This is a genomic window from Stenotrophomonas sp. Ps181 (assembly GCF_025697425.1).
Taxonomy (GTDB): Bacteria; Pseudomonadota; Gammaproteobacteria; order Xanthomonadales; family Xanthomonadaceae; genus Stenotrophomonas; species Stenotrophomonas sepilia.
This window is the reverse complement of the sequence record NZ_JAHWBI010000004.1, coordinates 257,551-278,275: the sequence shown is the minus strand read 5'-3', so window position 1 is coordinate 278,275 and position 20,725 is coordinate 257,551. Positions and strand designations below refer to the sequence as shown.

Here is a 20,725-nt window from a genome sequence, read left to right as displayed (position 1 = left end):
GTTTCGTCACAGGCGGCGGTCGCCGCGTTGCAGTTCCGCCACGCCCGGGGCATGGCGGCGTTGTGGGGTCGATCAGGCGCCGGCGGCGATGATCCGGTGCACGGCGTGGGTATAGCGCTGCAACTGGTCCAGCGTCACGAACTCATCGGCGGTGTGGGCCTGGGCGATGTCACCCGGGCCGAATACCAGTGTGGTGTAGCCAGCGGCCGAGAACAGCGACGCCTCGGTCCAGAAATCCACGGCATTGCCGATCGGCAGCTCCAGCGCATCGGCCACGTCGCGCGCCAGCAGGCGGCGGTTCTCAGCTTCGGCGATGTCACCGGCGGGCAGGCTGGGACCACGGAACGTCTCGGTGAACACGGCGGCTTCCGGCTCGGCGAAACCGGCGAAGGTCGCCAGCAGGCCATCGATGTCCATCGACGGCAGCGGGCGGAACCCGAAGCGCACCTCAGCAGCCGGTGCGATCATGTTGGCCTTGATACCGCCTTCGACGCGACCGATGTTGAAGCGCAGACCGGTCAGCCCACCGAAGCGGGCCGAGGCCAGCGATTCCACATGATCCAGCGCGCGATTGCCCCAGCGCATGGCCTGGTGCAATGCGCTGGCAGCCGCATCCTGCTTGCCCGACGCATGGCCGGCACGGCCGGCGAACTGCATCAGCACCGAACTGATGCCACGGTGCGCCAGCACCGCTTCGCTCATGGTCGGTTCGGCCACGAGTACGGCTTCATACGGCAGGCCACGCGCCAGGAATGCAGCGATGCAGCGCGGGTCGTTGGCTTCCTCGTCGCTGGAGAACAGGAACGCGGCATCGCCATCGCTGGCATTGGCCGCCGCCACCAGCGCAGCGGCGGCGCCCTTGATGTCACACACGCCCAGGCCGACCACGCGGTCGTCCAGGCGGCGCATCACATGCGGATCGGCACTCCAGTGCGGCGAGTCCGGCACGGTATCCAGGTGCACGTTGAACAGGTACTTCGGCGTCCCACGCACGGCGTACAGGCTGACCGCACCGGCGCCATGGTCGATCACCTCGACGTTGAAGCCGGGCAGGTTCGCGCGCAGGTAATCGAAGATGCCACCGGTGGTGATCGCACGCGGCGGGTTGCGGGTGTCGAAGGACACCAGCGCCTGCAGGTGATCGAGCGTCTGTTCAAGCATGTGTCTGAATATCCGTAGGGTTCGAAATCGGTAGTGCCGGTCGCTGGCCGGCTGCGCAATGATCCAGCCGTGCCACGAGCCGGCCAGCGGCCGGCACTACCCTCCATTGACGCTGCGAAGCGCCGGCCGGCGGCCGGCGCCCCCGTCACAGGTCAACCGCGGTTGACTTGCGCGTAAAGCGTCGAACTCATGCCGAACAGCTTGATGAAGCCTTCTGCCTCCTCCACGCCCCAGTCGGCCGACTGCGCGTAGGTGGCACCCTTGGTGTTGAGCAGGTGCGGCGACTTCACCGCCACCGCGTCGACGCGGCCACCGCGGGTTTCCAGCACCACTTCGCCGTTGACCTTGGCCTGCGAGGACTTCAGGAACGCTTCGATGTCGGTCTTCAGCGGGTCGTGGTAGAAGCCTTCGTACACCAGCTCCACCCACTTGCGTGCCACGTCCGGCTTGAAGCGGTTCTGCTGCTTGGTCAGCACCGCATCTTCCAGCGCGCGGTGCGCGGCCAGCAGCGAGACCAGGCCCGGGGCCTCGAACACGATGCGACCCTTCAGGCCGATCACGGTGTCGCCGGTGTAGACGCCGCGACCGACGCCGTACGGGGCGAACAGCTTGTTGAGCTGGGCCAGGATCTGGTCGCCCGGCAGCGCCTTGCCGTTCAGTTCAACCGCTTCGCCTTCAACGAACTTCAGGGTGACGGTCAGCGCCTGCTCCGGCCACTCGCTACGCGGTGCGCACCAGCCACGGGCGCCCTCGCCCGGGGCTTCCCAACGGTCGATCTCGCCGCCGGACATGGTCACGCCCAGCAGGTTCTCGTTGATGGTGTAGGCCTGCTGCTTGGCGCGCACGCCGAAGCCACGCGCTTCCAGGTACTTCTGCTCGTAGGCGCGGGTCTGGGTGTGTTCCTTCTGGATCTCGCGGATCGGCGCGATGATCTGGTAGTCGCCCAGTGCCTTCACGGCCAGGTCGAAGCGGACCTGGTCGTTGCCCATGCCCGTGCAGCCGTGGGCGATGATGTTGGTACCCAGCTCGGCAGCACGCTTCAGCGCGGCATCGACGATCAGGTAGCGGTCCGAGACCAGCAGCGGGTACTGGCCCTGGTAGCCTTCGCCGGCCCACACGAACGGCTTGACGAAGCCTTCCCAGATGGCCGGGCCACCATTGACGGTGACATGGCTGGTCACGCCCAGCTCGGCGGCACGCTTCTCGATGAAATCGCGCTCCTCATCATCCACGCCGCCGGTGTCGGCGAACACGGTGTGCACGTTGTAGCCGCGCTCCTGCAGGTAGGGCACGCAGAAGCTGGTATCCAGGCCGCCGGAGAAGGCGAGAACGACGTCTTTGTTGCTCATGGGGGTCAGGTCCAATCAGGTTATGTAGAGTCGAGCCATGCTCGACTGATGCTCGATCAAGAAAATCAGCGCCCGGCAACCGCGGCCATGATCGCCTTCTGCACGTGCAGGCGGTTCTCGGCTTCGTTGATGGCGATGCACTGCGGCGAATCCATCACCGCATCGGTGGCTTTCACGTTGCGGCGCAGCGGGAGGCAGTGGCTGAACACACCGTTGTTGGTCAGCGCCATCTTGCGTTCGTCGACGATGAAGTGCTTGAACTGATCGCGGATCGGCTTTTCCGGTTCCCAGTTGCCGAAGAACGGCAGCGCGCCCCAGCTCTTGGCGTAGACCACGTCGGCGCCGGCATAGGCGCTGTCGATGTCATGGCTGATCTTCAGCGAACCGCCGCTCTCGGCCACGTTCTGCTCGGCCCAGCCCATGTAGCGGTCGTCGAGGATGTAGTCGGCGGTCGGGCACAGCAGGGTCACGTCCATGCCCATGCGGGTGGCGATGGTCAGCGCCGAATTGGCCACGGCGGTGTTCAGCGGCTTGGGGTGGTAGGTCCAGGTCAGCACGTACTTCTTGCCACGCAGGTCCTGGGTGCCGAAGTGCTCCTGCAGGGCCATGATGTGGGCCAGCTCCTGGCACGGGTGGGTGATGGTCTCCATGTTGATGACCGGCACCGGCGAGTACCTGGCGAAGCTGTTGAGGACGATGTCCTGGCGGTCGTAGGCCCAGTCGATGAACTTGGGAAACGCGCGCACGGCGATGATGTCGCAGTAGCGGCCCAGCACCTTGGCCACTTCAGCGATGTGCTCTTCGGTGTCGCCGTCCATCACCGTGCCGAGGTTGAACTCGATCGGCCACGCGTCCTTGCCCGGCTGCAGCACCACCGCGTGGGCGCCGAGCTGGAATGCGCCGAGCTCGAAGCTGGTGCGGGTGCGCATGGACGGGTTGAAGAACACCAGCGCGATCGACTTGCCCTTGAGCTGGTCGCCGAGCTTGTTGCGCTTGAACAGCGCGGCCTGGGTGAGCAGCGCGTCGAGATCGCTGCGGCTCCAGTCCTGGGTGTTCAGGAAGTGCTTGGGGGACATCATCTTTCCTTGCGAGGCGGCGCCGGGTTCGACGCGGTGGAAGGGAAACAGGAAGCAAAGGTGAAACGAAAAGGTTGCAGTTGCAGCTTTCAGGACATGCATTCTTGAAGCGCGAAAACGAAAAAACCCAGCCGGCGGGCTGGGTTTTTTTCGGACGAACAGCAAAAAGCTCCGGTTACCCAGCGAGAATGTGGGGTTCCGGTCGACGCGCACGCGAGGTCATGCCAGACGCCTGTCGGGCTGCGCTGCTGTCGTGCTGGAAGTCGGTGAGCTTCATGGTCAACCATCTTTGCATGCGGCCGGGGCCGGCGCAAGGGGTTGGGGGCGCAGAATCAGGGATTGCCGGCCGAACCCTGCTCGGGGCCGACCCAGGGCGTGATCGACACCCGGATCTTGAGCCGGTTGCCGGGGTCTTCCGGCAGCCGCGAGCGGTACTTGGTGCCCTTGTAGACGTAATCCACGTCGTAGGCGATGGGCCGGCGGAATTCACGCCCCACCGGCACGATGCGGCAGTCGCGGGTCAGCATGGGGCCGTTGTTGGCCGGCGCCGGGGCCGGCGACTCGGTTCCGACCTCCTCAACGGCCTCCTCGTCGCTGCGCTTGAACATCGAGCGCACCGAATCCCAGAAGCGGCTGATCCGGCCCTTGTCCTCGACCGGCTCCTCGCCGGTCACGTTCACCGGGGCCAGGGTCCGGGTCGACACCGGCTCGCAGTGCTCCTCGGTACGGGTCGCGCGCAGGGTCTGGAACACCGGCTCGACGTTCAGCACCTGGGCGTAGTCGAACTTCACGTTCTCCACGATCACCACCCGGTTGCGGGGCTCGGCCTCCTGGGCCAGCACCACGGCGGGCAGCGCCGACAGGCAGGCCAGGGTCAGCAACGCGGTGGATTTCATTGGCGACGGGAGCAAGGACACGGCAATAGTGTAGGCAGTGGCGAGCGCAAGGGGCTGAACATTACCCGTCCACGCCGCTCCTGCCCACCCCACCCTGGACGGACCCGGCGTCCACCGGTGGCAGCCAGTGCCCCCAAAGGGGGCCGACACGTTCTAAAATCACAGGCTTGTCCCCCAGCCACAGCCCCATGACCCTGCGCCTGCACAACAACCTGACTCGCCAGCTCGAACCGTTCACTCCGCTCGACCCGGCCTGTCCGACCCTGTATGTGTGCGGCCCCACGGTCTACAACTACGTGCACATCGGCAACGCCCGTGGCCCGGTGGTGTTCGGGGTGCTGGCCGATCTGCTGCGGCGCCGTTTCGGCGCGCTGCGCTACGCCCGCAACATCACCGACGTGGACGACAAGATCAACACCGCCGCGCGCGAGCAGGGCGTGCCGATCAGCACCATCACCGGCAAGTTCGCCGCCGCCTACCGTGAAGACATGGCCGCGCTGGGCGTGGTGCCGCCGGACATCGAGCCGGAGGTGACCGCGCACATTCCGCAGATCATCACCATGATCGAGCAGCTGATCGGCAATGGTCATGCCTACGCCGCCGAGGGTCACGTGCTGTTCGCGGTGGCCAGCTTCGACGGCTACGGCAAGCTCTCGCGCCGCGACCCCGACGAAATGCTGGCCGGCGCCCGCGTCGACGTGGCCCCGTACAAGCGCGACCCGGGTGATTTCGTGCTGTGGAAGCCGTCCAGCGACGACCTGCCCGGCTGGGAATCGCCCTGGGGCCGTGGCCGCCCGGGCTGGCACATCGAGTGCTCGGCGATGGCGGCGGCTCACCTGGGTGAGACCATCGACATCCATGCCGGCGGCGTCGACCTGCAGTTCCCGCACCACGAGAACGAGCTTGCGCAGAGCGAATGCGCCCACGGCGGCAAGATCTTCGCCCGCTTCTGGCTGCACAACGGCATGCTCAACTTCGGCGGCGCCAAGATGAGCAAGTCGCTGGGCAACATCGAGCGCGTGCACGACCTGGTGCGCCAGCATCCGCCGGAAGCGCTGCGCCTGGCCCTGCTGTCGGCCCACTACCGGCAGCCACTGGACTGGTCTGATGCGCTGATCGAACAATCGGTGCGCACCCTGGACCGCCTGTACGGCACCCTGCGCGAACTGGCGTCGATCGAGGCCACGGCAGTGATCCCCGCCAGCGTCGAAGCGACCCTGGACGACGATCTCAACACACCCCAGGCGCTGGCCGAAGTGGCCCGCATCGCCGCCGACGCGCGTCGTGCCACCGACCCGGCCGAACAGGCGCGCCTGAAGGGCGAGCTGCTCGGTGCGGGCCTGGTGCTGGGCCTGCTGCAGGCCGACCCGGCGCAGTGGTTCGGCACCGCAGCGGGCGACGAGGACGACGATGCCCGCGTCCAGGGCCTGATCGACGAGCGCGCCGCGGCCAAGAAGGCACGCGACTTCGCCCGTGCCGACGCCATCCGCGACCAGCTGGCCGCCGAAGGTATCGTGCTGGATGACACCCCGCAGGGCGTTCGCTGGTCGCGCAAGCGCAGCTGACCTGCCTTGCCCCGTGGCCGGTCCGCCGGCCACGCCCCACCGTAGAGACTGTTGTGACCGACTCCCCGTTCCCGCTTGAACCCACCGCCGCCGAGGCCCAGGCCGCCATCGCCGAGGAATTCGGCTTCTTCGGCGACTGGTCCGAGCGCTACCAGTACCTGATCGACCTCGGCCGCAAGCTGCCGCCCTTCCCGGAAGAATGGAAGACCGAAGAGCATCGCCTGCTCGGCTGCCAGTCGATGGTCTGGATCGTGCCCGAAGGCAACGCGCAGTCGCTGCGCTTCCATGCCATCAGCGATTCGGCGATTGTCTCCGGCCTGATCTTCCTGGCCCTGCGCGTGTACTCCGGGCGCTCGGCGCAGGAGATTCTGGCCACCGAACCGAGCTACATCCAGGACATCGGCCTGGCCCGCCACCTCTCGCCCACCCGCAGCAATGGTGTGGCGGCGATGCTGGCCTTCATCCGTGAGACGGCGCAGGCGCAGCTGCAGCGCGACCCGTCGTGAGCGAACCCGCCACAGCCGAAGACAGTGCACTGGGCCTGCTGTCCCGCCCCGGTTTCGCCAGGCTGCTGGCCTACCGCATCTTCGCGATGCTGTCCTACCAGGTGGTCGCGGTCACCGTCGGCTGGCACATCTACGAAGTCACCCGCAATCCGTTCTCGCTGGGCCTGATCGGCCTGGCCGAGGTCGTGCCGTTCTTCTGCGTGGCTCCGTTCGCCGGTTACCTGGTGGATCATCTGCCGCGCCGTCGGCTGGGCATGGTCGCCTGTTGCGGGCTGATCGCCACTGCACTGGTATTGACCAGCGTTGCCATGGGCTGGCTGCCGATTGACGGCGTGTGGCCGATCTATGCGGCCATCGCGCTGACCGGCATGGTCCGCGCCTTCCTGTCGCCGATCTACAACGCCTTGTTCGCCCGCGTGCTGGCCCGTGACCAGTTTGCCCGTGGCGCCGGCCTGGGCGCGGTGGTGTTCCAGGCCGGCATGATCGCCGGCCCGGCACTGGGTGGCGTGCTGGTCGGCGTCGGTGGCAAGGGCCTGTCCTACGCAGTGGCCACCGCTTTCGCGCTGGTGGCCATGGCCTGCCTGGCCACGCTGAAGGTGGAAGAACCGGTGCATACCGGTCCGGCCGCCCCGATCTTCAAGAGCATCGCTGAAGGCGCGCGCTTCGTGGTCGGCAACCGGATCATGGTCGGCGCGATGGCGCTGGACATGTTCTCGGTGCTGCTGGGCGGCGTGGTGGCGATGCTGCCGGCATTCCTGCACGAGATCCTGCACCACGGCCCGGAAGGCCTCGGCATCCTGCGCGCGATGCCGGCGCTGGGCTCGGTGTGCGTGGGCCTGTGGCTGGCGCGCCACCCGCTGCACCGCAATGCCGGCCGCGTGCTGCTGTTTGCGGTCGCCGGCTTCGGCCTGTGCGTGATCAGCTTCGGGTTGTCGCAGCACTTCTGGCTGTCGGCGCTGATCCTGCTGTTCTACGGCGCGTTCGATGGCGTCTCGGTGGTGATCCGCTCGACCATCCTGCAGTTGGCCACGCCGGAAGAAATGCGCGGACGGGTGTCGTCGATCAACGGCATCTTCATCAGTTCGTCCAACGAGCTGGGCGCGTTCTATGCCGGCACGATGGCCCGTCTGCTGGGGCTGGTGCCTGCAGTGGTGCTGGGTGGGTTTGCGGTGCTGAGCGTGGCCGGGATCACCGCCTGGAAGAACCCGACGCTGCGGAAACTGAATTTGCGTGATCTGCAGTGACCCCGCGGAGAGCGCGTTCGGCGGCGCCGGGCGTTTGACTGGCCACGTCACTTTCCCTCGATGAATGGGTTTGTCACTTTCTTCGCGCGCGCAAAGAAAGTAACCAAAGAAACGCGCCGCCATCCGCGAGCCGGTGCTGCGCACCGGTGCCCTGCGCTCCTCGGTGAATCAGGGGACGGCGCCGAACTCGCTGCGCTCAAACAGCGGCGCCTCTTCGCCCCCGATTCCCCTGCGGTGCTCGGCTCGCTACAAGGCGGACCCAAGTCAACGGCCACAACTGCCCGTGCCAGCCACGATCGCGCACCAACGATCCCCCAACAAAAAACCCGGCCGAGGCCGGGTTTTTCGCATGACCAGACAACGAACTGGAATCAGTCGCCCTGCTGCTTCTGCAGGTGCTCCCAACGCTCCTGGGCGTCGATGGTGCGTTCGGCGGTCAGGCGCGCCTCCAGGCGCTCCAGGCCGATTTCCTCGCCGGTGTCGACGCAGTAACCGTAGTCGCCCGCTTCCAGGCGCTTCAGGGTGCTGTCGATCTTGCCGATCAGCTTGCGGTAGCGGTCGCGGGTACGCAGTTCCAGCGAGTTCTCGGTCTCGCGGGTCGCACGCTCGGCTTCGTCGCCGATGTCACGCACTTCCTCGCGCAGGTTCTCGATGGTCTGCTTGGACTCTTCCACCAGGTCCGCGCGCCAGTTCTGCAGGCGCTGGCGGAAATACTCCTGCTGCAGCGGGCTCATGTATTCCTCTTCCGAGGACGGCTTGTAGCCAGCCGGCAGGATCGGGCGGCCAGTGGCCTCGTCGGTCTTGTACTCGACCACCTTGTACTTGCTGCGCGGGGCCGGTGCTGCCGAGCGGGCGGCGACGGCCACGGCAACCTTGCCGACAGGGCGCGACACGGTCTTCGGGGCGGAATCGGATTTCACGGCGGTTTTGGCAGGCGATTTCGAAACGGGCACGGGATTCTTGGATTGCGGGGCCTTCGAAGCGACAGGAGCGGCGGCCGGGGCCGGCGTTGAGGCCGGTTGGGCTGCCGCCACTGCCACGGTCTTGGCCGGGACAGGCTTGGCCGGAGCCGGCTTGGCAGCAGGCTTCGGTGCGGACTTCACTACTGGCGCCGGGGTCGGCTTTGCGGCCGGCGCGGCAACGTTCTTGGCAACCTTCTTTACAGCGGCAGGCGTGGCGGCCGGTTTAGCCGCAGCGACCTTCTTTGCTACGGGCTTGGCGACCGGCTTGGCTGCAGCCTTCTTCACCACCGCCTTCGGCGCTGGCTTGGCGGCGGCCTTCTTGGCCACCGGCTTGGCGGCGGCTTTCTTCACCGGCGCAGCCTTGCTGACAGTCTTCTTCACCGGCGCCTTCTTGCTGGCAGCGGCTGGCTTGGCCTTGGCGGGCGCAGCGGCCTTCTTCGCCACCGGCTTGGTTGCCTTGACCGGCGTTTTCTTTGCGGTGGCCTTCCTGGCCGCCGGTTGCGAGGACGCTGCCTTGGTCGCCGGCTTGCTGGCCGGCTTCTTGGCAACGGGCTTTGCCGCCAACTTCTTCACAACAGGCTTGGCGGTTTTCTTGGCGGCCGTTGCGGCCTTCTTTGCAGTTTTTTTAGCAGCCACGAAACGCTCTTCCTTGGATTCCCCGGGGCCCGGGAAAGCGGGCCTTTATAGCCTACCCGACCCGCAGCAGCAACCTCGGCACCCTGCTCCATTCAGTCCTGGAGCCAAGGCGCCCAATGGGCGGTCCGACGAACACGGACCGCCTTGCGCGGTACGGAACCTGGCCAGCACCCGACGGTGCTGGTACCGGTCGCAGGCCATCGGCGACATGCGACCAACGGCCCATCCTGCACAAATGCGGCCTTCATGCCAACTGGCATAAGATGACTAGGTGATCTCGCGCCTGCTCATTGCCCTGCTGCGCTTCTACAAGCGCTTCATCAGCCCCCTGCTGGGGCCGCGCTGCCGTTTCGTGCCGAGCTGTTCTGAATACGCGATGGATGCCATCTCCCGGCACGGGCCGCTGCGCGGCAGCTGGCTGGCTGCGCGCAGGCTGGGCCGTTGCCATCCGTTCCACCCCGGCGGCTTCGATCCGGTGCCCGAATCCACCCACGCCCCCTCTTGCCGTTGCACAGGAAAACACTGACATGTCCTCCACCCTCATCACCAACGCCCGGATGGTCAACGAAGGCCGCACCTTCGACGGCGACCTGCGCATCGAGAACGGCCGCATTGCGCAGATCGGCGCCGGGCTGGCGCCGCGCAACGGCGAGCAGGTGGTGGACGCGGCCGGGCGCTGGCTGCTGCCCGGCATGATCGATGACCAGGTGCACTTCCGCGAACCGGGCCTGACCCACAAGGGCGACATCGCCAGCGAATCGGCGGCCGCCGTGGCCGGTGGCCTGACCAGCTTCATGGACATGCCCAACACCAACCCGCCGACGCTGGATTCAACCATCCTGGAAGCCAAGTACGAGCTCGCGCGCGGCCGCGCCTGGGCCAACTACGGCTTCTACCACGGCGCCAGCAATGACAACCTGGACGCGATCCGTGCGCTGGACCCGAAGAAAGCCCCGGGCGTGAAGGTGTTCATGGGTGCTTCGACCGGCAACATGCTGGTCGACAACCCGGAAACGCTGGACGCGATCTTCCGCGAATGCCCGACCCCGATCATCACGCACTGCGAAGACACGCCGATGATCGATGCCAACCTCAAGGCCTTCCAGGAAAAGTACGGCGATGCGCTGACCCCGGACATGCACCCGGACATCCGTTCGCGCGAAGCCTGCATCAAGTCGACCCGCCTGGCGATGTCGCTGGCACGCAAGCACGGCACCCGCCTGCACGTACTGCACATCTCCACCGCCGACGAGCTGGCGCTGTTCGAGAAGGGCCCGCTGATCCGCGCCGATGGCAGCCGCAAGCAGATCACCGCCGAAACCTGCGTGCACTTCCTGCACTTCGCGCGCCCGGACTACGCGACCAAGGGCAACCTGATCAAGTGCAATCCGGCGATCAAGGAAGTGTCCGACCGCGAGGCAATCACCGCTGCGCTGGCCGATGACGTGCTGGACGTGCTGGCCACCGACCACGCGCCGCACACCTGGGAGGAGAAGCAGAAGCCCTACGCGCAGGCGCCGTCGGGCCTGCCGCTGGTGCAGTACGCGCTGGTGGCCGCGCTGGAGCGGGTGCACGAAGGCAAGCTGACCCGCGAGCAGGTGGTGCAGAAATTCGCACATGCGCCGGCGCAGCTGTTCGACGTGGAAGAACGCGGCTTCCTGCGCGAAGGCTATTTTGCCGACCTGGTGCTGGTGGAGGACGTGCCGTTCACCGTCAAGCGCGAGGACGTGCTGTCCAAGTGCGGCTGGTCGCCGTTTGAAGGCACCACCTTCCGTTCCCGCGTGGCGTCCACCTGGGTCAACGGCCAGCTGGTGTGGGACGGCAGCAAGCTGGTGGGTGAACCCGCCGGCCAGCGCATGACCTACGACCGCTGATGCGTTCGGCACTGATGATCGGGGCGCTGCTGCTGGCCGCGCCCCTGTTTTCCTCTTCCCCGGCGCAGGCGCAGGACGGCATCGGCAGCCTGATCGACAGCCGCGTGGTGTTCCCGGCCAGTGCGTCGCAGGGCGCGCTGGTGATCGGCAAGGTGCCCGCCGGCAGTCGCGTGCAGTACGCCGGCCGCCAGCTGCGGGTGAGCGGCTACGGCAGCGTGGTGTTCGGCATCGGCCGCGACGAAAAGGGTCCGCTGCGGGTACAGGTGCAACGCCCCGATGGTGGCAGCGAGACGGCGACCATTGCGGTAACGCCGCGCGACTGGCCCACCGAGCGGGTCAACGGGGTGCCACCGAAGACGGTCAATCCGCCGGCGGCGATTGCCGAGCGGATCAAGCGCGAACAGGCACAGGTGACCGCCGCACGTGCCCGCGATGACGACCGCACCGACTTCACCCAGACCTTCATCTGGCCGGTACAGGGCCGCATCAGCGGCCGCTTCGGCAATGCGCGCGTCTACAACGGGCAGCCGGGGGCCGGTCACTCCGGCATGGACATCGCGGTACCGACCGGCACCCCGGTGAAGGCGCCGGCGGCCGGCATCGTGACCTTCGCTGGCCCGGACCTGTACCTGACCGGTGGCACGCTGCTGCTCGACCACGGCTTCGGGGTCAGTTCCAATTTCCTGCACCTTTCGCGCATCGACGTAAAAGTTGGCGACCGTGTGGAGCAGGGCCAGGTGATCGCTGCCGTCGGCGCCACCGGCCGTGCCACCGGCCCGCACCTGCACTGGGGCATGAACTGGTTCGACACCCGCATCGACCCGTTGCTGGTGCTGGAGCGCAAATAACGGTAGTGCCGGCCGCTGGCCGGCAACCGCACGAATTCTGCAGTGCCCGAGCTGCCGGCCAGCGGCCGGCGGCCGGCACTACCAGGCAGTTGGATCAGCCGCGCGCCGCCCACCACACGCGCAGCAACGTGCGCACCGGGGTGGCTTCGATCGGCTTGCCTGCGGCCTGCGCGGCAACGCGGGCGCGCGCCAGGCTCGACCACACGCGCCGCGGGCGCGGACCCGGCACGCGGCTGCCCCATCCTTTCAACAGATGCTGCGCCCAGCGCTGCGCGGCAGTGCTGGCATCACCGTCCAACAGGCTGCGCGGCACACCGGCCACGCCGGCGTCCTGCAGGCGCTGGGCCAGGGTCTGCAGCTGCACCGCACGACCGGCGCCGGTGCGCGGCTTGTCGGCAAACAAGGCCGCTTCCACTGCGGCCACGGCCTCGGCGTAATTGGCCAGCGCACGCTCGGCACCGGCTGCATCCAGCGCAACGGTACGCGCTTCAACGAGGTCCGGCAGCGCTTCGGCCAATTGCACCCACGGCGCACGCACCGGCTCCAGCAGACGGCCCAGTGGATGGCGCGAACGATGCCCTGCCCAGCTGCGCAGTTCCTCGCCCCACCACGCCAGCTTGGCATCGGCCGGCAGCGGATCGCCGCTGGTATTGAGCATGTCGTCGAACTCCTGCAGCAGCGCAAACCACGCCACTGCGAGCTCGCGTTGCGGTTCGGCCACGAACGGGGCGGCCACCGACCATTCCGGCCAACGGCTGCGCCACTTGTCGAGGAAACTGTCCAGCGCGGTACTGCTCACTACGGGATTCCTTACGGCTGGGCCGGGGCTGCCGGCCGGGTCGGCCAGAGACTGGCCAGTTGCAGAAGTTCGGCGTTCTCGACCAGCACGTCGGCCTGCCAGGCCAGCGGATCGTCGCTGTGCAGGCGGTAGCCCCACAGCGCCGCGACCGACGGCATCGCGGCGGCACGTGCAGCGATGATGTCGCGCTCGTCATCGCCCACGTACACGCAGTCTTCGGCGGCCATTCCGACGGCTCGCGCGGCGTGCAGCAGCGGCAGCGGATGCGGCTTGCGCTCGGCCAGGCTGTCACCGCCGACCAGCACCGCGCAGCGCTGCTGCCAGCCGTGCTGCGGCAAGATCAGGCGCGCCAGGTACTCCGGCTTGTTGGTGACGATGCCCCACACCGTACCGGCCTCATCCAGCGCGGCGAGCATGCCGGCCACGCCGTCGAACAGCACTGCGTGCTGGCCGATCAGCGCTTCGTAGCGCTGCAGGAATTCCGGGATCAGTGCATCGCGCGCAACGGCATCCAGGTCCGGGAAAGCGGCGCCAACCATCGCGCGCGAGCCCTTGGAGACCACCGGCCGCAGCTGCGCCGGATCGATCGCTGCCCGGCCCCGCTCGGCCAGCATCGCATTGCAGGTGGCGACGAAGTCCGGCGCGCTGTCCAGCAACGTGCCATCCAGGTCGAACAGCACCGCACGCGGGAAGCGGGCGGAGGTCATGCCGGCTTGACCGCGTAGGCCAGGTAGTTGATGTCGGTGCGGCTGCTCAGGCGGGCATGGTTGCGCCACGGCTCGTAGGCCATGCCGCTGACATCCACCAGCTGCAGGTCGGCTTCGCGCAGCCAGCGCGCCAGTTCGGCCGGCTTGATGAATTCCTGGTAGTGGTGGGTGCCCCTGGGCAGCAGCCGCGCCACGTACTCGGCGCCGACAATCGCCACCGCGAAGGCGGCCGCGGTGCGGTTGATGGTCGACAGGAACAGGTGGCCGCCCGGCTTCAGCAGGCGCTTGCAGGCGTCGATGATCGCGCCCGGGTCCGGCACGTGCTCAAGCATTTCCATGCAGGTGACCACATCGAAACTGCCCGGCTGCTCGGCGGCCAGATCCTCGGCGGCCTGCACGCGGTAGTCGACCTTGGCGCCGCTTTCCAGCGCATGCAGGCGCGCGACCTTGACCAGCTCCGGGGCCAGGTCGATGGCGGTGACGTCGGCACCGGCCTGCGCCAGCGCTTCGCTCAGCAGCCCGCCACCGCAGCCGATGTCGAGCACGCGCGCGCCACGCAACGGCACGCGGTCGGCCACGTACTTCAGGCGCACCGGGTTCAGCGCATGCAGCGGCTTCTGCGGGCCGTCAGCGTCCCACCAGCGGTTGGCCAGCGCGGCGAACTTGTCCAGCTCGGCCTGATCGAAATTGGAGGAAGCGTGAGGGGCAGTCATGAGGGGTCCTTGCGGCGCCAGGGATCAGGCGCGGATATGACGGATGCGCTCGCGCCACTGGCGCGCGTTGGCGATGATGCCCGGCAGGTCCATGCCGACCAGCTCGCGCTGCACCAGCTTCGGCTTGCCGGCGATCCAGACGTCGCTGACCTGCTGGCGGCCGGTGGCATACACCAGCTGCGACAGCACGTTGTGCAGCGGCTGGGTTTCCAGCGCCGACAGGTCGACGCAGACCAGGTCGGCCTGCTTGCCGACTTCGATCGAACCGATGCGGTCACCGAAGCCCAGCGCGCGTGCGCCGCCCAGCGTGGACGCGCGCAGCGTGGTCGCCGCGTCGAGCGCGGTGGCATCATCGGCCACGGCCTTGGCCAGGATCGCTGCGGTACGGTTCTCGCTGAACATGTCCAGGTCGTTGTTGCTGGCGCAGCCGTCGGTGCCGATCGCCAGGTTCACTCCGGCACGCTGCAGGGCGCAGGCGGGGCAGAAACCGGAGGCCAGCTTCAGGTTCGATTCCGGGCAGTGCACCACGCTGACGCCGCGTTCGGCGCACAGGTGGATTTCCGCATCGGTCAGCTGGGTCATGTGCACCGCGATCAGGCGGTCGTTGACCAGGCCGAGCCGATCCAGCCGCGCCAGCGGGCGCTGGCCGTGCAGCTTGATCGAATCGTTGATCTCCTGCGCGGTCTCGTGGGTGTGCAGGTGCACCTGCATGTCGAGCTGGTCGGACAGCATCCGCACCCGCTCGAAGTTGGCATCGTTGACCGTGTACGGCGCATGCGGCGCGAACGCGGTGCCGATCAGCGGATCGGTGCGCCACTGGTCGTGCAGTTCACCGGCCTTGGCGAAGTATTCGTCATCGGTCCTGGCCCAGGCGGTGGGGAAATCGATGATGACCGCGCCAACCAGCGCGCGGAAACCGTGCTTCTTGTAGACCGCGGCCTGCACGTCGCCGAAGAAGTAGTTCTCGTTGGCACAGGTGGTGCCGCCGCGCAGCATCTCGGCGATGGCCAGGGTGGTGCCGTCGGCGACGAACTCAGGACCGATCACCGCCGCTTCCACCGGCCAGATGTGCTGCTGCAGCCAGGTCATCAGCGGCAGGTCGTCGGCGACGCCGCGCAGCAGGGTCATCGGGTTGTGCGTATGCGCGTTGACCAGGCCCGGCATCAGCGCCGACTCGGGGCGGCTGACCACCTGCGCGGCACGGAAGCGTGCGCGCGCCTCGGCACGCGGCAGGATGGCCACGATCTCGCTGCCACGCACGGCGACGGCATGGTCTTCCAGCACCACCGCATGCGGCTCGATCGGAACGACATGACCGGCTTCGATGAGCAGGTCGCAGGCTTCGGGGAGGTGCGGGCTATCGCTCATGCGGGCTCACTGGCTGTGGGGCGGCGAGATACTTCTGGGGAACACGCCCCTGAGTCAGGGGCTGCCGCGAAGCGGCGGGGTCTGGAGACCCGTGAAGCGGGGCCCATGATCTGCCGAAGCAGATCATGGGAGCGCCAGCGCGAATGCGCTGGCGCGTATCCGAGCATGGCTCGGCTCTACAGTAAGGTCGGCCTGCGGCCGCAACCTTATTTGACGCGTGCGGAGTATTCGCCCGAACGGGTGTCGACGCGGATCACTTCGTCCTGATTGACGAACAGCGGCACGCGGACCACGGCGCCGGTTTCCAGGGTCGCCGGCTTGCCGCCGCCACCCGAGGTGTCGCCACGGACGCCCGGATCGGTTTCGGTGATCTTCAGTTCGACGAAGTTCGGCGGCTGAACGAAGATCGGCTCGCCATTCCACAGGGTGACCACGCAGGACTCTTCGCCCTTCAGCCACTTCTCGGCGCCGCCCATGCCAGCCTTGGTGGCCTGGACCTGCTCGAAGGACTCCGGATCCATGAAGTGCCAGTACTCGCCGTCGCTGTACATGAAGTTCATGTCGGTATCGACGACGTCGGCTGCATCCAGCGAGTCGGTCGACTTCATGGTGACTTCCTGGGTACGCCCGTCCTTGATCAGGCGGTACTTAACGCGGGTGAAGGCCTGGCCCTTGCCCGGCTTGACGTATTCGGTGTCGATGATGACGGCCGGTTGGTTGTTGACCAGGATCTTCATCCCGTTCTTGACGTCGTTCATGCCGTAGCTGGCCATGCGTAAACTCCTGAGTGGCAGAAACGCCGCGGGTGCGGCGAGCCGTTAGAATGGAAAGCCCACCGGATGCCGGTGGGCGACTGTTTTTCTGCCCCCATGATAACCGCAGGCCCCCTCTCCATGCAGCTTTCCGCCTTCCCCCGGCCCCAGTCGCCAGGCGCGCCCGCGCGCTGGCAGCAGCTCTGGCGCCAGGCGCTGCGCGACCCGCGCGCCCTGCTGGCCCGGCTGCAGTTGGACCCGGCGGCGCTGGGTGTCTCGGAGGCGGCCATGGCCCAGTTCGCATTGCGCGTGCCCGAGGGCTTCGTAGCCCGCATGCGCGTGGGCGATGCGGCCGACCCGCTGCTGCGCCAGGTGCTGCCGATCGACGAGGAAATGCGTCCGGCGCCCGGGTTCAGCTTCGACGCGGTGGGCGATGGTGCCGCCAAGAAGGCTACCGGGGTGATCCAGAAGTATCGTGGCCGTGCCCTGCTGGTCGCCACCGGCAGCTGCGCGGTCAACTGCCGCTACTGCTTCCGCCGCCACTTCGACTATGGCGCGGAAAACGCTGCCAAGGGCGGCTGGCAGGAGGCCGTAGCCGCCATCGCGGCCGACCCGGACATCGACGAGGTGATCCTGTCCGGCGGTGACCCGTTGTCACTGGCCACGCACAAGCTGGTCGAGCTGACCGACGCCCTGCGCGCGATTCCGCATATCCGCCGCCTGCGCATCCATACCCGGCTGCCGGTCGTGCTGCCGGAACGCGTGGACGATGAACTGGCGTGCTGGCTGGGCAGCCTGCCATGGCCGCTGGCGGTCGTGGTCCACGCCAATCACGCCAATGAATTCGACGCCAGCGTGGACGCGGCGATGGCCCGCCTGCGCGGCGTCGGCGCCCAGCTGCTGAACCAGGCGGTACTGCTGCGCGGGGTCAACGACAGCGTGCAGGCCCTGCAGGACCTGAGCGAGCGCAGCTTCGCCGCCGGCGTGCTGCCCTACTACCTGCACCAGCTGGACCGGGTCGAAGGCGTGGCCCACTTCGAAGTGGACGATGCCCAGGCCAAGGCGCTGATTGCCGGCCTGACCGCACGCCTGTCCGGCTATCTGATTCCGAAGCTGGTGCGCGAACTGCCCGGCGACCCGAGCAAGCGCCCGCTGTAACAAAAAGGGGACGGAGGGGATTAAGTCGCAAATGCATAGGCGACTTAATTCCCTCCGTCCCCTTTTTGTGTGGGTCAGAGGCCCGATTCGATCATCCGCACCACTTCGGTGGCGGTCACCGGGTGGCTCAGCCAGTAGCCCTGGCCAAGATCGCAGCCGCGCTGCACCAGCAGTTCGAACTGCGCCTGCTGCTCGATGCCCTCGGCCACCACCGTGATGCCCAGTGCGTGGGCCATGGCGATGATCGCCGTGGTCAGGGCCAGGTCGTCGGGATCGCGCTGCATGTCGGCCACGAAGCTCTTGTCGATCTTCACGCCATCAACGGGAACCTGGCGCAGGTGACTGAGCCCGGAGAAGCCGGTGCCGAAATCGTCCAGCCAGACCTTCACACCGGTGCGGTGCAGCTTGTCCAGCAGCTGCGCGGCGACCATCTCGTCACCGATCACCGCAGTTTCGGTCAGCTCCAGATGCAGGCGCGACGCCGGAAGCCCGGACTCATGCAGGCACTGCGCGACCAATGCCGGCAGTTCACCGCCGCGCAGCTGCCGCGGCGACACATTCACCGACACGAACAGATCATCGCCGCCCGCCCCGCGTGGCCACTGTGACGCTTCCATGCAGGCCGCACGCAGCACCTTCGGGCCGATGAGCTCGATCAGCCCGCTCTGCTCGGCCACTTCGATGAACACCGACGGCGGAATCGTGCCCAGGGTCGGATGCTGCCAGCGCAGCAGCACTTCCACGCCGACCATGCGCCGGTCGCGCATGCGGAAGATCGGCTGGTAGGCCAGGCGCAGCTCGCCGCGCTCCCAGGCCCCGCGCAGCTCCTGCTCCATGTGCACCCGGCGCTCGACCGCGTGGTCCATCGCACGGCTGTAATAGCGGTAACAGTTCTTGCCGGCCATCTTGGCCTGGTACATGGCGATGTCGCCGTTCTTCAGCAGCGTTGTCGCATCAGCGGCATCGTCCGGGAACAGGGTCACGCCGATCGAAGTACCCAGGAACAGTTCCCGGCCCTGCACCACCAGCGGCTTGCCCAGCTCGCGCACCAGCACTTCGGCCAGCAGCCGTGCGTTGGCCGCCACGTCGCCATCACCGACCAGGATCACGAACTCGTCGCCGCCGAAGCGGGCCAGCAGAGCTTCATCGCCACCGGCCTCGGTAACTGCACTGCCGATGCGCTGCGCGAACTGCAACAGCGCTTCGTCACCGGCCTCATGGCCCAGGGTGTCGTTGACGCGCTTGAAATCGTCGATATCGGCAAACAGCAGGCCCAGCCGATGATTGGATGCGCGCGCGGCCATCAGGCGATGGTCCAGTGCTTCCCGGAATGCCAGCCGGTTGGTCAGCCCGGTCAGCGCATCGGTATAGGCCATGCGCCGCACCTCGCGGTCATGCCGGGCGATGGCATCGCGCATGCGGGCGAAGCCGCGCACCAGCTCGCCAACCTCGTCGTCGCGGGTGTTCTCGGCCAGCGGCGCCTGGTAGTCGCCGGCCTCGATGCGGCGCGCCGCAGCGGCCAGGTCCCGGATCGGCGCAACCAGGGTGCGCTGCACGTACAGGATCACCACCACGCCGATCACCACCAACAGGCCCAGCATCAGCAGCAGCCAGCCCAGGTGGCGGCTGCCGACCTGCTGCAGGCGCTCGCCGAGCGTGGCATTGGCGGCCTGTTCGCGCTGCTGCACCTCGTCCAGCGCCATGCCGACGCGGACCCCGCCGATGCGCTGGTTGCCGACCATGATCGGCATGGTGTTGTCGAGCACCTTGGGCGATTCCTGCACCACCAGCGCCTGCGCCACCGCGGCCTTGGGGGCCAGCGGGTCGGTCATCGGCTGGCCGAAGCCGGACACCTCGATCGAGCCGTCATGCACCAGCCGGCCGCGTTCGTCGAACACCAGCACATAGCGCACGACCGGTTGCCGTGCGGTGCTGCGCACCAGCGCACCGACCTGGTCCAGGTCGCGGTAGTACAGCGGGTTGGCCAGCGCGTCGGACAGCTCGCGCGCCATCGCTTCGCCGCGGCTGCGCACGCTGCGGTCGAACAGTTCATGGATGACGCCACCACTGAGGTTGCGCACCTCGCCCTGCATCGCCGCCTGCCGCCCCAGCAACACCGCCAGGATCGCCACCACCACGACCATCGCCCCGCCCATCGCGAGCAGGAACCGGGCCTGCATTCCCGAGCCGAGCCACTTCATTCCACTTCCATCCGCACGCGCGTCAATCCTTGTTTCAATTCATCCAGCCGCTGCTGCGCATGCGCATCGACGCGGTGGAAACCGGAAGTGCCGAAAAACCGATGCAGCGCCCCCTGTGCCTGCGGGTCGCTGGCCGCCTGCAGCAGGACGTCCTGCAGCCGGTCACGTACCCGCGGGTCAAGGTCGGCGCGAACCATTTCCACCGCCCGTGGGTAGGGTTCGGTGCGCAGCAGTTCGCGGAAGTCGCGCCGGAATGCTGTCGGCATCCGTCGCTCGTCATTCCAGTCCACGCTGCTCACCGCCCCCACTTCGACCATGCCCTTGTGCACGAACGTGGCGATGTTCAACTCGCTACGCGCGAACACGTACCCCACGCTGTCCCGGCCCGGCACGTCCCACACACCGGCCAGGATCTGCGGCGCCAGCCCCTCCTGCAGCAGCGTCATCACCGGCACCAGGTAGGCACTGGTGGACGCCGTGTTCTGCAGCGCCAGGCGATGCCCGCGCAGGTCCTGGATCCGCTGGATTGGACTGTCGCGACGCACGAAGAACACGGTCTGGTACTCACGCACGCCATTGCGCTCGGTCAGCAGCAGCGGCCGCGCGCCACTGCGCTGGCCCAGTGCCACCGCCGTACCCGACGTTTCCGTGACCCAGTCGACCCGCCCCCGCCGCAGATAGCTGGCCATCTGCTGCGGGTCGCGTGCCATCAGGATCCGCCCTTCCTTGATGCCGACGTCGTGCATGCGTGCCACTACATAGTCCAGCAACGGTTGCAGCTGCTCGTAATGGGCCTTGGGATCATCGCTGATCCGGCCCAGCACCAGCACCCGGTCCGGTGCTGCATGCACCGTCCCGGCCAGCAGGATCATGACCAGGCTCAGCAGTCCCCTCTGCACTGCCCTCCGCA

Annotated in this window: 19 protein-coding genes; 7 read left to right on the top strand and 12 right to left on the bottom strand. The window is 67.4% G+C overall.

What is annotated here, in order from left to right; genetic code table 11:
- Positions 1-72: 72 nt before the first annotated feature.
- From KXV01_RS11405 to KXV01_RS11390, 4 genes are all read right to left on the bottom strand, one after another.
- On the bottom strand, positions 73-1,161 hold the full coding sequence (locus tag KXV01_RS11405) for an acetylornithine deacetylase (protein ID WP_049412643.1): 1,089 nt from the start codon (positions 1,159-1,161) through the stop codon (positions 73-75).
- A gap of 152 nt (positions 1,162-1,313) precedes the next feature.
- On the bottom strand, positions 1,314-2,510 hold the full coding sequence (locus KXV01_RS11400) for an argininosuccinate synthase (RefSeq protein WP_049440382.1): 1,197 nt from the start codon (positions 2,508-2,510) through the stop codon (positions 1,314-1,316).
- Positions 2,511-2,575: 65 nt separating this feature from the next.
- On the bottom strand, positions 2,576-3,586 hold the full coding sequence (locus KXV01_RS11395) for an N-acetylornithine carbamoyltransferase (RefSeq protein WP_049412647.1): 1,011 nt from the start codon (positions 3,584-3,586) through the stop codon (positions 2,576-2,578).
- A 332-nt stretch (positions 3,587-3,918) separates the two neighbouring features.
- On the bottom strand, positions 3,919-4,482 hold the full coding sequence (locus KXV01_RS11390) for a hypothetical protein (RefSeq protein WP_049412649.1): 564 nt from the start codon (positions 4,480-4,482) through the stop codon (positions 3,919-3,921).
- Positions 4,483-4,670: 188 nt separating this feature from the next.
- Here KXV01_RS11390 and cysS point away from each other — a divergent pair, with 188 nt between their 5' ends.
- Genes cysS through KXV01_RS11375 form a run of 3 tightly spaced genes read left to right on the top strand, consistent with a single transcriptional unit; the run spans position 4,671 to position 7,797 of the window.
- Entirely contained in the window at positions 4,671-6,047 is a 1,377-nt protein-coding gene (cysS, locus tag KXV01_RS11385) for a cysteine--tRNA ligase (protein ID WP_134709054.1), read from the top strand.
- A 53-nt stretch (positions 6,048-6,100) separates the two neighbouring features.
- The gene (locus KXV01_RS11380; protein ID WP_099495871.1) at positions 6,101-6,553 is read left to right on the top strand and encodes a SufE family protein; all 453 of its coding nucleotides are present in this window, start codon (positions 6,101-6,103) and stop codon (positions 6,551-6,553) included.
- On the top strand, positions 6,550-7,797 hold the full coding sequence (locus tag KXV01_RS11375) for an MFS transporter (RefSeq protein ID WP_049412656.1): 1,248 nt from the start codon (positions 6,550-6,552) through the stop codon (positions 7,795-7,797). The genes KXV01_RS11380 and KXV01_RS11375 overlap by 4 nt, the downstream gene beginning before the upstream one ends.
- Positions 7,798-8,168: 371 nt before the next feature.
- Here the strand turns inward: KXV01_RS11375 and dksA are convergent, their stop codons facing one another.
- Positions 8,169-9,395 (bottom strand): RNA polymerase-binding protein DksA, encoded by a 1,227-nt coding sequence (gene dksA, locus KXV01_RS11370; protein ID WP_049440386.1) that lies wholly within the window; start codon positions 9,393-9,395, stop codon positions 8,169-8,171.
- Between the two features lie 271 nt (positions 9,396-9,666).
- Between dksA and yidD the strand changes: the two genes are divergently transcribed.
- From yidD to KXV01_RS11355, 3 genes are read left to right on the top strand one after another with little or no spacing between them, the layout of a single operon-like run.
- Complete coding sequence (yidD, locus tag KXV01_RS11365; protein WP_005417723.1) at positions 9,667-9,921, top strand: membrane protein insertion efficiency factor YidD; 255 nt, start codon at positions 9,667-9,669, stop codon at positions 9,919-9,921.
- Position 9,922: 1 nt separating this feature from the next.
- Positions 9,923-11,269 carry a dihydroorotase gene (locus tag KXV01_RS11360; RefSeq protein WP_049440389.1) on the top strand — a complete coding sequence of 449 codons (1,347 nt, stop codon included), beginning with the start codon at positions 9,923-9,925 and terminating at the stop codon, positions 11,267-11,269.
- Positions 11,269-12,117, top strand: coding sequence for a M23 family metallopeptidase (locus KXV01_RS11355; protein ID WP_005417727.1), 849 nt, complete (start codon positions 11,269-11,271; stop codon positions 12,115-12,117). Before KXV01_RS11360 ends, KXV01_RS11355 begins: the two co-directional genes overlap by 1 nt.
- Positions 12,118-12,211: 94 nt before the next feature.
- Here KXV01_RS11355 and KXV01_RS11350 read toward each other — a convergent pair whose 3' ends face one another.
- From KXV01_RS11350 to efp, 5 genes are all read right to left on the bottom strand, one after another.
- Entirely contained in the window at positions 12,212-12,916 is a 705-nt protein-coding gene (locus KXV01_RS11350; RefSeq protein WP_049412663.1) for a squalene/phytoene synthase family protein, read from the bottom strand.
- A gap of 11 nt (positions 12,917-12,927) precedes the next feature.
- Positions 12,928-13,623 carry a phosphoglycolate phosphatase gene (locus tag KXV01_RS11345; RefSeq protein WP_111097193.1) on the bottom strand — a complete coding sequence of 232 codons (696 nt, stop codon included), beginning with the start codon at positions 13,621-13,623 and terminating at the stop codon, positions 12,928-12,930.
- On the bottom strand, positions 13,620-14,336 hold the full coding sequence (ubiG, locus tag KXV01_RS11340; protein WP_049412667.1) for a bifunctional 2-polyprenyl-6-hydroxyphenol methylase/3-demethylubiquinol 3-O-methyltransferase UbiG: 717 nt from the start codon (positions 14,334-14,336) through the stop codon (positions 13,620-13,622). Before ubiG ends, KXV01_RS11345 begins: the two co-directional genes overlap by 4 nt.
- A gap of 24 nt (positions 14,337-14,360) precedes the next feature.
- On the bottom strand, positions 14,361-15,704 hold the full coding sequence (locus KXV01_RS11335) for a TRZ/ATZ family hydrolase (protein WP_049412668.1): 1,344 nt from the start codon (positions 15,702-15,704) through the stop codon (positions 14,361-14,363).
- A 206-nt stretch (positions 15,705-15,910) separates the two neighbouring features.
- Positions 15,911-16,477: an elongation factor P gene (gene efp, locus KXV01_RS11330; RefSeq protein WP_005410381.1), complete on the bottom strand. Its 567-nt coding sequence runs from the start codon at positions 16,475-16,477 to the stop codon at positions 15,911-15,913.
- Positions 16,478-16,573: 96 nt separating this feature from the next.
- Between efp and epmB the strand changes: the two genes are divergently transcribed.
- A complete protein-coding gene (epmB, locus tag KXV01_RS11325) occupies positions 16,574-17,614 on the top strand; it encodes an EF-P beta-lysylation protein EpmB (RefSeq protein ID WP_111097194.1) in 1,041 nt (346 codons plus the stop codon).
- Positions 17,615-17,688: 74 nt separating this feature from the next.
- Here the strand turns inward: epmB and KXV01_RS11320 are convergent, their stop codons facing one another.
- Together KXV01_RS11320 and KXV01_RS11315 are read right to left on the bottom strand one after the other, a co-directional pair.
- Positions 17,689-19,815: an EAL domain-containing protein gene (locus tag KXV01_RS11320; protein ID WP_005417742.1), complete on the bottom strand. Its 2,127-nt coding sequence runs from the start codon at positions 19,813-19,815 to the stop codon at positions 17,689-17,691.
- Positions 19,812-20,687, bottom strand: a complete 876-nt coding sequence (locus KXV01_RS11315; RefSeq protein ID WP_238378501.1) for a phosphate/phosphite/phosphonate ABC transporter substrate-binding protein — start codon at positions 20,685-20,687, stop codon at positions 19,812-19,814. The genes KXV01_RS11320 and KXV01_RS11315 overlap by 4 nt, the downstream gene beginning before the upstream one ends.
- Positions 20,688-20,725: the final 38 nt, after the last annotated feature.

Excerpts from the sequence above, each read along its gene's own strand:
- KXV01_RS11405 (WP_049412643.1), bottom strand. The coding sequence starts at position 1,161 with ATGCTTGAACAGACGCTCGATCACCTGCAGGCGCTGGTGTCCTTCGAC.
- KXV01_RS11400 (WP_049440382.1), bottom strand. The coding sequence starts at position 2,510 with ATGAGCAACAAAGACGTCGTTCTCGCCTTCTCCGGCGGCCTGGATACC.
- KXV01_RS11395 (WP_049412647.1), bottom strand. The coding sequence starts at position 3,586 with ATGTCCCCCAAGCACTTCCTGAACACCCAGGACTGGAGCCGCAGCGAT.
- KXV01_RS11390 (WP_049412649.1), bottom strand. The coding sequence starts at position 4,482 with ATGAAATCCACCGCGTTGCTGACCCTGGCCTGCCTGTCGGCGCTGCCC.
- cysS (WP_134709054.1), top strand. The coding sequence starts at position 4,671 with ATGACCCTGCGCCTGCACAACAACCTGACTCGCCAGCTCGAACCGTTC.
- KXV01_RS11360 (WP_049440389.1), top strand. The coding sequence starts at position 9,923 with ATGTCCTCCACCCTCATCACCAACGCCCGGATGGTCAACGAAGGCCGC.
- KXV01_RS11355 (WP_005417727.1), top strand. The coding sequence starts at position 11,269 with ATGCGTTCGGCACTGATGATCGGGGCGCTGCTGCTGGCCGCGCCCCTG.
- KXV01_RS11345 (WP_111097193.1), bottom strand. The coding sequence starts at position 13,623 with ATGACCTCCGCCCGCTTCCCGCGTGCGGTGCTGTTCGACCTGGATGGC.
- ubiG (WP_049412667.1), bottom strand. The coding sequence starts at position 14,336 with ATGACTGCCCCTCACGCTTCCTCCAATTTCGATCAGGCCGAGCTGGAC.
- KXV01_RS11335 (WP_049412668.1), bottom strand. The coding sequence starts at position 15,704 with ATGAGCGATAGCCCGCACCTCCCCGAAGCCTGCGACCTGCTCATCGAA.
- efp (WP_005410381.1), bottom strand. The coding sequence starts at position 16,477 with ATGGCCAGCTACGGCATGAACGACGTCAAGAACGGGATGAAGATCCTG.
- epmB (WP_111097194.1), top strand. The coding sequence starts at position 16,574 with ATGATAACCGCAGGCCCCCTCTCCATGCAGCTTTCCGCCTTCCCCCGG.
- KXV01_RS11320 (WP_005417742.1), bottom strand. The coding sequence starts at position 19,815 with ATGAAGTGGCTCGGCTCGGGAATGCAGGCCCGGTTCCTGCTCGCGATG.
- KXV01_RS11315 (WP_238378501.1), bottom strand. The coding sequence starts at position 20,687 with ATGATCCTGCTGGCCGGGACGGTGCATGCAGCACCGGACCGGGTGCTG.